Raw genomic sequence first — 14,038 nt, forward strand, 5'->3', positions numbered from 1 at the left:
TACGTTATGTAAGACCGGGAATTACCCCAATGGTTGAATATAACCTGTGTTATTTTTACCACCTCCCGACACGCAGTACCACCGGGGGATGGTTACCTTGGGTAAGGCCACGGAGTTACCCTAAATTATGTCGCGCCACCGGCAACAGGTAACGTTCTGTTTCGGCCAGAATTTGCGCCAGGCAGTCGTTGTCCAACTGACGGAACACCCGTTGGACATAAGGATCCTCGCCCTCGCCCGGGATGCGCTGATCGCCCTGCCAGGCCTGCAGCAGCTTGGCGCGCGCTTTGACCTGCGCCTCTTCTTCCCAGTCAATCTGCTGCGTTTCCGGCTGGTAGCATTGGCTCAACCAGGCCCACCCGCTTTTGTTCAACAGCAGCAGCGGTTGGCACAGGCCGCGCCGGTACCCCGCCAGCAACGTCGCCAGCTGTTTGCGCGCCTCTTCCGGCGCCAGCGCCGCAAAGCGCCAGGCGGAATTTTTGCGCCCATACATACGGCTCTCACCCGCGCCGCCGGCACAGCAGTACGCCAGGTGCTCCAGCCATAGCAGGATGCCGTCCACCGCCGACAGGGTGGCGGGCCGCCAGCGCAGCAGGCCATCGTCCTGCACCTGATGCAGCCAGCCGCTGATACGCACGCCGTCGATGTCGATATCCAGCTCCAGGCTGTGGCCCTCGCGGCGTTCCGCGCGCACCTGTTCGGCCAACTCGATCATCTCCTCCTGCTGTTTCTGCCAGTAAATCTCGCCGAAGGCGCCAAACGGCAAACCGCCGGCGGCGCGCACCCGTTGGAACAGGCGGGTCGGATCTTCACCGTCTATCAGGGTGTTTAACAGCTGGCTGTTGAACTGGTAGCGGCTGAGGTTATCCAGCGTGAAGGGTTCTTCGTCCGGCAGCTCGGTCTCCTCCAGGATAAAACTGACGCCGAGGCGCAGCTGGAAGAAGGCACGGACCGGGTGACGATAGAACCGCAGCAGGTCGTCCAGTGAGATTTGCTGTTCGCCGTCAGGGAGCAACGGCTGATTGAAGGCCGGGTGCGCCGCGCCGCGCCGGTCGGCGGCGGGCAGCCATTCGGCCGCGTAGCTTTGCTCCTCGCTGCCGGGCAGGAAATTCTCGGCGGCGAACGGCATGCGCGCATGCCACTTCAGCAGGTGTTCGCCGACGCGCTGGGCGCTGCCGTCGGCGTCCAGCGTTTCATCCCCCGGCAGGCAATAGCTCTGCTCCAGATACTCCAGCAGCTCGGTAACCAGCACCGAAGGATAGCGCAGGCCGTTATCCTGTATGGAGCGGCCGATAAAGCTGATATACAGCCGCTGCTGCGCCGACAGGATCGCCTCGAGGAACAGGTAGCGGTCGTCGTCGCGGCGGCTGCGGTCGCCGCGTTTGACCTGCTGCGCCATCAGGTCAAAGCCGAGCGGCGGCAGCGTGCGCGGATACACCCCGTCGTTCATGCCCAGCAGGCAAACCACCTTGAACGGGATCGAACGCATCGGCATCAGGGTGCAGAAGTTGATTTGCCCGGCGAGGAAACGCTGGCTGATGCGTTCCTGATCGAGACGCGCCGCCAGATCGTCGCGCAGGATGCTCAACGGCACCGCATCCGGATAACGAGCCGCCAGCCCGAAGCCGATGGCCTGCTGCCACTGCTGCTCGATCAGCGCCAGCACCACTTCGGTTTCGCCATCCGGTTCGAAGAAGGTGTCCAGCAGCTGGCGGCACAGCGGCAGCCACGCCTCCAGCGGGCGCGCTTCGCTCAGCAGTTGCCGCCAGCGGCTCAGGCTGGCCAACAGCTCCGCCAGCTGCCCGGCCAGTTCGGCCACCAGCCCGCTCGATTCGTCATAGGGCAGAATGCCCTGCCAATCGCCGGCTTTGCTGTCCATCGCATAGCCAAGCAGCATGCGCGTGATGCCAAACCGCCAGGTATGCTGGCCGGTCGCCGGCAAATCCAGCTCGCGCACGTTGTCGTCGTCCAGCCCCCAGCGCACGCCTGATTCGCCAACCCAATGGCGCAGCAGGCGCAGCCCTTCCTCGCGGATGGCGAAACGCGCCGCCAACGCCGGCACCTCCAATAGCGCCAGCACCTGTTCCGAGGTAAAGCGGCTCTGCGGCAGATCGAGCAGCGAAATAAACGCCTGCAGCGCCGGATGCGCCTGGCGCGCTTTGCGGTCGGAGATCGCAAACGGCAGGTATCGCTCGGCGGAGGCATTGCCGAACACCGCCTGAATGTAGGGGGTATAGCTGTCGATGTCCGCCACCATCACGATAATATCGCGCGGCGTCAGCGCCGGATCTTCCGCCAGCATGGTCAGCAGTTGATCGTGCAGCACCTCCACTTCGCGCTGCGGGCTGTGGCAGGCGTGCAGGCTGAGTGAACGGTCCTCCCGCTCCAGCCGGCGTTTGGCCGCGCTGCTCTCCAGCGTTTCCGGCGTGCTGCCGATCACCGCGTGATCCTCCAGCTCCAGCATGTCGCGCTGAATGGCGTGCAGCATATTGTCGGCGGGAATATCAACGAAGGCATCGACCTCCTGCACCCTGTCCATCTGCGACAGCAGGTAGAGATGATCGCGCCCCAGCTTGCCCCAGGAGGCCAGCAGCGGGTTGCTGAGCTGCTGTTGCCCTTCGGCGTCAAACAGCTGCGCCGCCGCGCCGGGTTCGCGGAATAACCCCTGCTCCCGCGCCTGATGATAGTGGCGGCGCTTGCGGCTTTGCAGGCGGGCGAGAAACGCGTAGTCCTGAATATCGCCCCAGTAATAGCGGCAGGGGTTGGTGAACATCAGATGAATGTCGATATGGCGGCCCAGCGCCTGCAGCGCTTCCAGATACACCGGCGGCAGCGCCGAAATGCCGCAGATAAACACCCGCGGCGGCAGACCCGGCGGGCAGTGCTCCGCGTTATCCAGCGCGTTGATAAAGCGGCTGTACAAGTTGGCGCGGTGCCATTCCGGCTGCCCCAACTCACGCGTGTATTCCACCAAACGGGCCCACAGCGGGGCCTGCCACTGCTGGGCTTCCGCCAGGCCGTCGATGCGCTCGCCGCGCTGCCAGCTTTCCAGCCACTGCGGGCGATACACCAGATATTGGTCAAACAGGTCGGCCACCCTGCCGGCCAGCTGATGAATTTTACGTTTGTCGCCGTCGTCGGTGAGGTAGTGCTGCAGCGCGGCAAACGCCGGCTGGGTCAGCAGTTCCGGCAGCAGCCACATCAGCTTCCAGGTCATGGCGTCCTTGCTGAAGGCGCTTTCCTTCGGAATATCCGGCAGCACCCGGGTAAACATGTCCCAGATAAAAGTCGCCGGCAGGGGAAAGGCGATGTTGGCGGCGATGCCGAATTGCTCCGCCAGCTGCATTTGCAGCCACTGCGCCATGCCAGGGCTTTGCACCAGCACCACTTCCTGTTGAAAAGGATCGGCCAACGGATCTCTGGCTATCAACGCACTGGTCAGCGTTTTCAATAAATCCAACTGATTGGAATGATAAACCGTAAACATTGGGGCTCCTTTAAAACAAAATACGCGCCAGATTAGCGGCGGGTGCAATACCAACGGCTCAGTTCCGCCCATTGCCGCTGCGGAGTCTGTATCTTCACCACCAGCCGCCGGCAACCGGCGTCTGCGCTGTCGAGCTGCAGCTCGCGCCGCCAGCCGGAGGGCGGCGGTTCGGCATCGGTTCGCCCGGTCGCGGCGAAGACCTCCAACTGCTGATGCGCCAGCGACCAGGCCTGGCGATACTGCCACTGGCGCTGGAACGACTGCAACAGCACCTGATGATACTGTAACAATCCCAGCAGCGACACCGCGAACAGCAACGCGGCCACCAGCACCTCCGGCAGGCTGAAGCCGTTCCGGCCTCCGCCGCCCCGCCGCCGGTTAGTCCGCACAGCCGGCCGGCCCCTTCTCCGGGCAGAAATCCAGCCAGCCGCCCGGTTCGGCCATCAGTTCCACATCCGCGGCATCCCCCCCGGCCCTGGCCAGCTGATACAGCCTCAGCGGCTCGCCGCCGCGCATTTCTCCCTCGCCGCGTACCAGCACGACGCCCTGCCGGGCGGAAAGCCTGACGCAGGCGCTAAAGCCGAAGCCTGGGCGGCACAGCCAGCGCTGGCCGCTCAGCCGTTCGAGCGGCCAGCGCTGGGCCATGCCCCAGCTCAGCGCCGAAGCGGCCTGATTATAGGCCAGCAGGTAGCGCCGCTGATCGCTCGCCAACAGCAGCGCCTGGTCTAATTGGCGATGCTGGGCATTCAGCAGCATCAGCCCCATGACCAACAGCAGCATCACCGCCGCCAGCGTGCTGCCGCCCCGCTGGGCAGGCGCGCTCATGGCAACGCGGCCAGGCCGATGGCCCAGCTGAGGCTGCGCCTGATGCCGCCGTCGCGGGCCGAACGCCCCGCCAGCGTCAGGCGGGCCAGCGTTTTGCCGCCATCGCCCGGGGTGAGCGCCACGCTGAACGACTCTATGCGCACCTCATCCTGATCCAGCAGCCTTTCCCAACCGGTGCCGCGGCAGTCGCTGACGCCGCGCTGCGCCTCGATGGCCCCCAGCCGCAGCCGATAGCCGAAATAACCGGCGTCCTCGCCCGTACCGGCCCATTGGCCGCTGCGGGTGATGTCATAGGCGACGATCACGCAGCTGCCCGCGGCTTCGCCCGGCGCGCGGTCGAGCAGTAGCGCCCTCCCCGGACAGCGCCCGGCGCAGAATCCCGCGCGGCGCAGGTCTTTTTCTATGCCGAACGCCAGCTGCCGCAGCGCCAGCTCCAGGCGATAGTGCTGGCCGAGCGCCACGCTTTGCTGGCGCAACAGCGGGTAAGTTTTGGCCGCAGCCAGCGCAATCAGGCTGCCAAACGATAGCGCCAGCAGCACCTCCGGCAGGGTAAATCCGCGCGCTAAGGTTGGCATAGGGCTATCCCCCGCACGCTCAGCCGCTCGCTGCACAGCCTCAGCCGCCCTCTTGCGGACAACACCAACCGCAGGCTACCCGCGCCGTTGCTGAGGACGATATGCCCGCCCTGCGCATTGTTGCGCAGGCCGTAAAAACCAAAATCCTTGCCGGTATGGGCACTCAACAGCACGTCGCGGTAGCGCGGAAGATAAAACTCGCCGGGCGGCGAAACGCAGTCCGGCGGCGGTTCGCCGCTGCCGATGCACCAGGGTTCTCCGGCTTTGAACCACAGCAGCGCCGGGCGGTTGCGCCAGTTGGCGTCCGCCTGCAGCCGGACCAGAAACGCCAACAGCTGCTGAGCGGTATGCTCAAGCCGCAGCGCCTGTTGATAATGGCGCCAGTGGCTGACGCCCCAACCGGTAAGCATGCCGGCGATCAGGATCACCGCCAGCAGCTCGATCAGCGTCATGCCGCGTTGGCGGGCATCGAAGAAAAAATCGGAATTAGCGTTCATGGCGGCCAGTGTAATGGCGGCAATGCAGGGATAAAGCGGTGATCGACGGGGTTGAAGCGCGCTGCGCAATCTTTTCCCTGTCGATACAGATGAAAGCAATAAAATGCGGCGCAGCGCGCAATTTCAGGCAAAAAAAAGGAGCGCAACCGGTGCGCCCCTGAGTGCTATGCCGCGAGTGTCAGATAGCGACCGGCGCCTTGATTGGCGGGTGCGGATCGTAACCTTCGATTTCGAAGTCTTCGAAACGGTAGTCGAACAGCGAATCCGGCTTGCGCTTGATCACCAGCTTCGGCAGCGGGCGCGGCTCCCGGGTTAGCTGCAGCCGCGTCTGTTCCATATGGTTGCTGTACAGGTGCGTATCGCCGCCGGTCCAGACGAAATCGCCCACTTCCAGATCGCACTGCTGCGCCATCATATGCACCAGCAGCGCATAGCTGGCGATATTGAACGGCAGGCCGAGGAACACGTCGCACGAACGCTGATACAGCTGACAAGACAGCTTGCCGTCCGCCACGTAGAACTGGAAGAACGCATGGCACGGCGCCAGCGCCATCTGCTCCAGTTCGCCGACGTTCCAGGCGGAAACGATGATGCGGCGCGAGTCCGGATCCTGTTTCAGCTGTTCGAGCACGTTGCTCAGTTGATCGATCTGGCGGCCGTCCGCCGCGCCCCAGGCGCGCCATTGCTTGCCGTAAACCGGGCCGAGATCGCCGTTTTCATCGGCCCATTCGTCCCAGATGGTGACGTTGTTTTCACGCAGGTAGGCGACGTTGGTGTCGCCGTTCAGGAACCACAACAGCTCGTGGATGATCGACCGCAGGTGACATTTTTTGGTGGTCACCAGCGGGAAGCCTTCCTGCAGGTTGAAACGCATCTGGTGGCCGAAAATCGACAGCGTGCCAGTGCCGGTGCGGTCGGCTTTGGGGGTGCCCTCGGCGAGCACCTTGTTCATCAAATCCAGATACTGTTTCATTTGTTCCTCACGACAGTTGTTGCTGCGGGCGACGACGGTACGCCCAAATCATCATAATAATACCGGCCACGACCATAGGAACGGACAGGATCTGCCCCATGCTGATCACGCCGTCGAACAGGCCGAGCTGGGCATCCGGCTGGCGGAAAGCCTCAACGATAATGCGGAAAGCGCCATAGCCGATCAGGAACAGGCCGGATACCGCCCCCATTGGGCGCGGCTTGCGAATAAACAGGTTCAGAATGATAAACAGCACCACGCCTTCCAGCAGCAGTTCATACAGCTGCGACGGGTGGCGCGGCAGCACGCCATACTGATTCAGCAGCGGCAGCAGCGAAGGATCGGCGGCGGCGATGGCCACGTCTTCGCTGCGCGAGCTCGGAAACAGCATCGCCCAGGGGGTGTCGGTGGTTACGCGGCCCCAGAGTTCGCCGTTGATAAAGTTGCCGAGGCGGCCGGCGCCGAGGCCAAACGGGATCAACGGGGCAATAAAATCAGAGACCTGGAAGAAGGTGCGCTTGGTGCGACGGGCAAACCAGAACATCACCAGGATCACGCCCATCAGGCCGCCGTGGAACGACATGCCGCCATCCCACACTTTGAACAGGTACAGCGGGTTATCCAGGAACAGCGGCAGGTTGTAGAACAGCACGTAACCTACGCGGCCGCCGATGAACACCCCCAGGAAACCGGCGTACAGCAGGTTCTCCACCTCATCCCTGGTCCAGCCGCTGCCCGGCTTGTTGGCGCGACGCACCGCCAGCCACATGGCAAAAACGAAGCCGACCAGGTACATCAGACCATACCAGTGCAGGGAAACCGGGCCGACAGAGAAAATGACCGGATCAAATTTAGGAAACGCCAGATAGCTATTGCTCATCTATCACCACAACATGTCTGTTATTCTTCCCCATCCGGGGGCGGCAGGTGCCAAGCGGCGACGAGGTTACGCCGCGCTGAGGTTGCGCATCATAACATAGGCTTAACGGCGTCCGGGGTGGCGGGCAGGGAAAAGTTCTGTAAAAAAATCGGTCCGCCGCCGCGTTTATCTGCCGCCGCGGATCAACCCGCCCATGCCGCGCCGCTCCATAAACGCCGCCACCAGGTGGCGCACTTCCGTGGTCATCTGGGCGCTAAGCACCCTCTGCGCCAGCACTTCGGCGTCGGATAACTCAATGTGCCGCAGCAGGTATTTGATGCGCGCCACGCTGCGGCCGTTCATGCTCAGATTGCGGTAGCCCATGCCCACCAGCAGCAGCGCCCCCATGGGATCGCCCGCCAGTTCGCCGCACAGGCTGACCTGCAGCCCGGCCGCCTTGCCCTGCTCGACGATCAGTTTAAGCACCTGCAGCATGGCCGGATGCAGGCTGTCGTACAGCGACGCCACCCGGGTGTTGTTGCGATCCACCGCCAGCAAATATTGGGTCAGATCGTTGGTGCCGACCGAGATGAAATCAACGCGTCCGGCCAGATACGGGATCAGGAAAATCATCGACGGCACTTCGAGCATCGCGCCGATCTTCGGTTTCGGGATCGCATAGCCCAGCACCTCTTCCACCTCCCGACCGGCGCGATCGATCAGGCGCCTGGCCTCGTCGATCTCTTCGAGGCTGGTGATCATCGGCAGCAAGATGCCCAGGTTGCCGGTGCCGGCATTGGCGCGCAGCATGGCGCGCACCTGGATCAGGAAAATTTCCGGCTGGTCCAGCGTGATGCGAATGCCGCGCCAGCCGAGGCAAGGGTTTTCCTCGCTGATCGGCATGTAGGGCAGCTGTTTGTCGGCGCCGATGTCCAGCGTGCGCAGGGTGACCGGCTTGGTTGGGTAGAGCTGCAGCATGCCCTGATATTGCCCAACCTGCTCCTCTTCCGAGGGGAAACCGCTCTGCAGCATGAAGGGGATTTCGGTGCGGTACAGGCCGACGCCATCCACCCGGCCGCCCAGCAGCTGCTCGTGTTCCGGGCTGAGGCCGGCGTTCAGCATCACCTGTATGCGCTCGCCGCTTTTCAGCTGCGCCGGCTGCTCAACGTCGTCTTCCGCCAGCTTGCTCAGCTCCAGCTCTTCGCTGATCAGCCGCTGGTACTCCTGCACCAGCACCGGTTCCGGGTCGACCAGCAGTTCGCCACGGTAACCGTCGACAATCAGCAGCCGCTGGCTGAGCAGCGAAGGCTGGATATCGGCGCCCATCACCGTCGGCACGCCCATCGCCCGCACCAAAATAGCCGCGTGCGAGTTGGCCGCGCCGTCGCGCACCACTACGCCGACCAGGCGATCCTGCGGCACCTCGGCCAGCAGGGTGGCGGTCAGTTCGTCGGCCACCAGCACGAAGCGCGCCGGCCATTGGGTGGCGCCCTGGGTGGTGTCATCGAGGTGGAACAGCAGGCGTTGGCCGAGCGCGCGCAGGTCGCTGGCGCGCTCGCGCATGTAGGTGTCCTGCAGGCTGGCGAACTGTTCGGCGAAGGCTTCTATCACCTGCTTTACCGCCCATTCGGCCACCGAACCGCTGTCGATTTCGGCGAACAGCTCGCGCTTGAGGCGGGCGTCGTTCAACAGGTGGGAATAGAGATCGAAGATCGCCGCGCTCTCTTTTTGCGAGCTGGCGGCAAAACGCTTGCTGAAGCGGCGGAACTCCGCGCCGGCCTCTTCCAGCGCCTGGGTCAGGCGTTCGCGCTCGCTGGCGGTGTCCAGCGTCGAGGCGCGGTACACCTGATCGAGCGAAGGCTGGCTGCTGTCTTGCCAGCCTTCCGCCACCGCCACGCCGGGCGACGCCGCCAGCGCGCGAATGCGCGTCTGCCGATACTGACCGAAAATGGCGTTGAGCTGCGACTGCGAGAGGATCCCGGCCATCTGCGTGGCCAGGGTCACCATGAAGGATTCTTCGCTTTCATCGAACTGGCGCAGCTCACGCTGCTGCACCACCAGCACGCCCAGCAGTTGGCGACGGTGGATGATCGGCACGCCGAGGAAGGATCGGAAGCGATCCTCCTTCACCTGAGGAACGTATTTAAAGCTGGGGTGGCTTTGCGCATCCGCCAGGTTAATCGGCTCCGCCCGCCGCCCGACCAGGCCCACGACGCCTTCGTCGAAGGCCAGCGCGATGGTGCGCCCACGCGGTTTTTTCAACCCGCGTGTCGCCATCAGGTAATAACAGCGGCGGTCGTTGTCTGCCAGATAAATGGAACAGACTTCCGTATCCATCGCCAGGCAGGTTTCGTTGACCAAAAGATCCAGCGCATCCGTCAGACTGGCCGCCGCGGCCACCTTCTCAACAATTTCTCGCAAGCGCGTGAGCATAGTCTGCTTAACTTAACCTCTCTTTCGGCGGTAAGCGGGGGCCTGCCGCTGCGTTGCCTGCTCCTGCATGGGCATCACGGTCACGGCGAATTCTTTCATCACCCGGCGATAGACGTCACGCTTGAACGACACCACCTGGCGCACCGGATACCAAAAGCTGACCCAGCGCCAGCCGTCGAACTCCGGCGTGCTGCTGCGCTGCATGTTGATATCGGCGTCGTTGCACATTAACTGCAACAAAAACCATTTCTGCTTCTGGCCGATACATACCGGCTTTGTGTCCCAACGCACCAAACGTTTTGGCAATTTATAGCGCAACCAGTTGCGGGTTGAGGCCAGGATACGCACATCCTTCTTGCTCAGCCCCACTTCTTCGAACAGCTCACGGTACATCGCCTGTTCCGCGGTTTCGCCAGGGTTAATCCCACCTTGGGGAAACTGCCAGGAGTGCTGACCGTAACGGCGGGCCCACAGGACCTGCCCCTGACGATTACAGATTACGATACCAACATTCGGGCGGTAGCCATCATCATCGATCACCGGACTACCTCGATAAGCTTAAATTCGCATAGATGTCCTGATTGTTTCACACAAGCTACAGGCGGTAAACCACTGCTTTGCAGCGTCGTGGGCCGGATAACATTGGGATAACTCACAGATAATGGCAAAGTTATAAACATACCCCCGCTTTTTCGGCCGGTTTTATTCACTTTTTCTGTGGATAGGTGTGTGAAGAACTCGAGGGATAAGCCGGTAAAACTCTCGGACCGCAAGAAAACCGGCAAAAACCAATTTTGTATTATTACTTTAAATACAATAAATTAAATAACAAAAACCAGTTATGAACAGGGTAAAAATGTGATCTGTGCACGGTCGGGATCCTGTGCTGGCGAAAGATCCACCAACGTCGTTTTTATCCACAGATTATCCGGGTAAGTTACGCACAAAACGGACAAATTCGTAAAAAACCGCCCGCGTCAAGGCTGTAAATCGAACCAGTGATCGCTAAAAATTTGGGTTATCCCATAAATCTGTGGATAAATAGGTGTAAGATCCTGTTTATTGTCGGTGGCTTCAGGTGCACAAGCGCCGGCAGGAATTTCCCTCTTGCCGGGAGGAGGAAAAAAAGTCATGAAAAATCATGCTACTATTATTCTTTTCCCCAGGCAGATGCGGCCGCTATCGGCTGTGCGTAAATGCAGTACGTTTTTCAACCAAATCTGACAGGCATGATTTATGGCGTTTTTATCCCCATTGCCCCCTCCGCCGGAAAACGAACGACAGCTGTTCGAGCGCGCGCAGGCGCTGGCCGGTTTCAGCCTGGGCGAGCTGGCCGCACGCGCGCAGCTGCCGATCCCCAAAGACCTGAAGCGCGATAAAGGCTGGGTCGGCATGCTGCTGGAGCAATATCTCGGCGCCATGGCGGGCAGCAAGCCCGAACAGGATTTCCCGGAGCTGGGCATTGAGTTGAAAACCATCCCGATCGACGCCGCCGGCAAACCGCTGGAAACCACCTTCGTCTGCGTCGCGCCGCTGAGCGGCAACAGCGGCGTCACCTGGGCCAGCAGCCATGTGCGCCACAAGCTGGCGCGGGTGCTGTGGATCCCGGTTGAGGGCGAACGGCACATCCCGCTGGCGCAGCGGCGCATCGGCTCGCCGCTGCTGTGGAGCCCGAACGCCGCAGAGGAAGAGATGCTGCGGCGCGACTGGGAGGAGCTGATGGATCTGATCGTGCTCGGCCACGTCGAACGCATCACCGCCCGCCACGGCGAGGTGCTGCAGCTGCGGCCCAAGGCGGCCAACAGCAAGGCGCTGACCGAGGCCATCGGCGAACAGGGGCAGCCGATCATGACGCTGCCGCGCGGTTTCTACCTGAAAAAGAGTTTTACCGGCGCTCTGTTGGCAAGACATTTCTTAATCTAAAGCACTTTGTTTAGTTCGCGTTTAGGTAACCCTGTCAGTGCCACGATAAACGCGTATAATTCACGCTTTGCATTTTATTAAGGTGTGCTGGGCAATGTTCGAATGGATTATGGATCCCAATGCCTGGTTAGCGTTAGGTACGCTGACCATTCTTGAGATCGTACTGGGTATTGATAACATTATTTTCCTGTCGCTGGTGGTGGCCAAGCTGCCTAAAGCGCAGCAGAACAAGGCGCGCCGCATAGGCCTGGCCGCCGCCATGCTGATGCGGCTGGCGCTGCTGGCCTCCATCGCCTGGGTGATCCGCCTGACCCATCCGCTGTTCACCGTGATGGACCACAGCATCTCCGCTCGCGATCTGATCCTGCTGCTGGGCGGCTTGTTCCTGATTTGGAAAGCCAGCAAGGAGATCCACGAAACCATCGAAGGATCGGAAGAAGAACACCATACCAAGGTGCACAGCTTCTTCGGCGCCATCGTGCAGATCATGCTGCTGGACATCATCTTCAGCCTGGATTCGGTGATTACCGCCGTCGGCCTGTCCGATCACCTGTTCATCATGATGGCCGCGGTGGTGATCGCCGTCGGCGTGATGATGTTCGCCGCCCGGCCGATCGGCGAGTTCGTCAACCGTCACCCGTCGGTGAAAATGCTGGCGCTGGCGTTCTTGATTCTGGTGGGCTTCACCCTGATGCTGGAAAGTTTCCAGGTGCATGTGCCAAAAGGCTATATCTACTTCGCCATGTTCTTCTCGATGTCGGTCGAAGCGCTCAACCTGATGCGCGGCAAAAAGAGCAGCGTCTCCGAATAATGCTCCGGCGGGAGCCGCGTTCTGCGGTTCCCGTTACCCTTCTTTGTTCACATTTGTCACGTTTAATGACCAAGATAAAGACTTATCTGAGGCATCGGCTATCGATAGTTTGCTAATCTTGAAAGAACGTTCTTTTCTGCATAACTGAGGATCCGCAGGATGAAAAAGTGGGTAATGGCAGTTTCTGCACTGGTAATGGCCGCCGGGCTGGCGGGTTGCTCCAGTGATTACGTGATGGCGACCAAAGACGGCAACATGATCCTGACCCAGGGCAAACCTGAGATCGACCAGGATACCGGTCTGATCAGCTACAAGGATGAAAAAGGCAACTCGCGCCAAATCAATGGCGATCAGGTTTCGCAGGTTATCGAACGCTGATCCGCCCAGCCGGCTATCGCACATCCCCGGCGCGATAGCCTCAGCCCCTCCTCCGCACGGAATCCACTTCCCCCATCTTCGCGGCTTGGTTATAGTCGGAAAAGGCGATATCAACGCCTGACGGGTTATCTGCCGTAACCTGATACCTGGCTCCTGTTTCACCGGGCTCCGCGGCCCGTAAGCGCTAACAAGAAAGGAAGGCCGTTAATGCAATACCACCGTATTCCCCACAGTTCTTTAGAAGTGAGCGTGCTGGGACTGGGCACCATGACCTTTGGCGAGCAAAATACTGAAGCCGATGCCCACGCACAGCTGGACTATGCATTAGCCGCAGGCATCAACCTGATAGACACCGCCGAGCTGTACCCAGTGCCGCCCCGCCCGGAAACCCAGGGGCTGACCGAGCAATATATCGGCAGCTGGATCAAGGCGCGCGGCAGCCGCGAGAAAATCGTGCTGGCGAGCAAAGTCTCCGGGCCGGTGCGCGGCAACGACAGCAGCATCCGCCCACAGCAGGCGCTGGATCGCAAAAATATCCGCGCCGCGCTGGACGCCAGCCTGAAACGCCTGAACACCGATTACCTCGATCTCTACCAGCTGCACTGGCCGCAGCGCGCCACCAACTGCTTCGGCAAGCTCAACTATCAGTACACCGACGAAATGGCCACGGTAACGCTGCTGGAAACGCTGGAAGCGCTGACCGAGCAGGTGCGCGCCGGTAAAATCCGCTATATCGGGGTATCCAACGAAACGCCATGGGGCGTGATGCGCTATCTGCAATTGGCCGAGAAACACGAGCTGCCGCGCATCGTGTCGATCCAGAACCCGTACAGCCTGCTGAACCGCAGCTTTGAGATTGGCCTGGCGGAAATCAGCCAGCACGAAGGCGTGGAGCTGCTGGCCTATTCCAGCCTGGCGTTCGGCACCCTGAGCGGCAAATACCTCAACGGCGCCAAGCCGGCCGGCGCGCGCAATACGCTGTTCACCCGCTTCAACCGCTACTCCGGGCAGCAAACCCAGCTGGCGATTGCCGAATACGTGGCGTTAGCCAGGAAACAGGGGTTGGATCCTTCGCAGATGGCGTTGGCCTTTGTGCGCCAGCAGCCGTTCGTCGCCAGCACCCTGTTGGGCGCCACCACGCTGGAGCAGTTGAAAACCAACATCGACAGCTTCGATGTGGTGTTGGATGAAGAGGTGCTGCAGGCGCTCGAAGAAATTCACAGCCGTTATACCATTCCGGCGCCTTGATAGCCTGAGGGCGCAGCCTGGCTGCGCCC

Annotated in this window: 13 protein-coding genes; 4 read left to right on the forward strand and 9 right to left on the reverse strand. The window is 61.2% G+C overall.

The features are described from left to right. Positions 1–115: 115 nt before the first annotated feature. The 9 genes from recC to rppH form a co-directional block, all read right to left on the reverse strand. Positions 116–3,487 carry an exodeoxyribonuclease V subunit gamma gene (gene recC, locus CKW09_RS19665; protein WP_095099008.1) on the reverse strand — a complete coding sequence of 1,124 codons (3,372 nt, stop codon included), beginning with the start codon at positions 3,485–3,487 and terminating at the stop codon, positions 116–118. 32 nt (positions 3,488–3,519) lie between these two features. Further along, on the reverse strand, positions 3,520–3,876 hold the full coding sequence (locus CKW09_RS19670) for a prepilin-type N-terminal cleavage/methylation domain-containing protein (RefSeq protein ID WP_061796784.1): 357 nt from the start codon (positions 3,874–3,876) through the stop codon (positions 3,520–3,522). Then, entirely contained in the window at positions 3,866–4,312 is a 447-nt protein-coding gene (locus CKW09_RS19675) for a YgdB family protein (RefSeq protein WP_095099011.1), read from the reverse strand. Before CKW09_RS19675 ends, CKW09_RS19670 begins: the two co-directional genes overlap by 11 nt. Then, positions 4,309–4,887: a prepilin peptidase-dependent protein gene (locus CKW09_RS19680; RefSeq protein ID WP_061796788.1), complete on the reverse strand. Its 579-nt coding sequence runs from the start codon at positions 4,885–4,887 to the stop codon at positions 4,309–4,311. The genes CKW09_RS19675 and CKW09_RS19680 overlap by 4 nt, the downstream gene beginning before the upstream one ends. Beyond that, a complete protein-coding gene (locus CKW09_RS19685; RefSeq protein WP_095099012.1) occupies positions 4,875–5,384 on the reverse strand; it encodes a prepilin peptidase-dependent protein in 510 nt (169 codons plus the stop codon). Before CKW09_RS19685 ends, CKW09_RS19680 begins: the two co-directional genes overlap by 13 nt. A gap of 178 nt (positions 5,385–5,562) precedes the next feature. After that, positions 5,563–6,357, reverse strand: coding sequence for a thymidylate synthase (thyA, locus tag CKW09_RS19690; protein ID WP_061796792.1), 795 nt, complete (start codon positions 6,355–6,357; stop codon positions 5,563–5,565). A gap of 7 nt (positions 6,358–6,364) precedes the next feature. Then, positions 6,365–7,237 (reverse strand): prolipoprotein diacylglyceryl transferase, encoded by an 873-nt coding sequence (gene lgt / locus CKW09_RS19695; RefSeq protein WP_061796794.1) that lies wholly within the window; start codon positions 7,235–7,237, stop codon positions 6,365–6,367. A 165-nt stretch (positions 7,238–7,402) separates the two neighbouring features. Next, complete coding sequence (gene ptsP / locus CKW09_RS19700) at positions 7,403–9,649, reverse strand: phosphoenolpyruvate--protein phosphotransferase (protein WP_095099013.1); 2,247 nt, start codon at positions 9,647–9,649, stop codon at positions 7,403–7,405. A gap of 12 nt (positions 9,650–9,661) precedes the next feature. Next, positions 9,662–10,189, reverse strand: coding sequence for an RNA pyrophosphohydrolase (gene rppH / locus CKW09_RS19705; protein WP_061796798.1), 528 nt, complete (start codon positions 10,187–10,189; stop codon positions 9,662–9,664). A gap of 696 nt (positions 10,190–10,885) precedes the next feature. Here rppH and mutH point away from each other — a divergent pair. From mutH to CKW09_RS19730, 4 genes are all read left to right on the forward strand, one after another. Continuing rightward, entirely contained in the window at positions 10,886–11,572 is a 687-nt protein-coding gene (gene mutH, locus CKW09_RS19715) for a DNA mismatch repair endonuclease MutH (protein WP_061796800.1), read from the forward strand. 94 nt (positions 11,573–11,666) lie between these two features. Further along, positions 11,667–12,383, forward strand: a complete 717-nt coding sequence (locus CKW09_RS19720; RefSeq protein WP_061796802.1) for a TerC family protein — start codon at positions 11,667–11,669, stop codon at positions 12,381–12,383. Between the two features lie 159 nt (positions 12,384–12,542). Continuing rightward, positions 12,543–12,761, forward strand: a complete 219-nt coding sequence (locus CKW09_RS19725) for a YgdI/YgdR family lipoprotein (protein WP_061796804.1) — start codon at positions 12,543–12,545, stop codon at positions 12,759–12,761. A 207-nt stretch (positions 12,762–12,968) separates the two neighbouring features. Then, complete coding sequence (locus CKW09_RS19730; RefSeq protein ID WP_061796807.1) at positions 12,969–14,009, forward strand: NADP(H)-dependent aldo-keto reductase; 1,041 nt, start codon at positions 12,969–12,971, stop codon at positions 14,007–14,009. Positions 14,010–14,038 lie beyond the last annotated feature (29 nt).

It is taken from the genome of Serratia ficaria, assembly GCF_900187015.1.
Taxonomy (GTDB): domain Bacteria; phylum Pseudomonadota; class Gammaproteobacteria; order Enterobacterales; family Enterobacteriaceae; genus Serratia; species Serratia ficaria.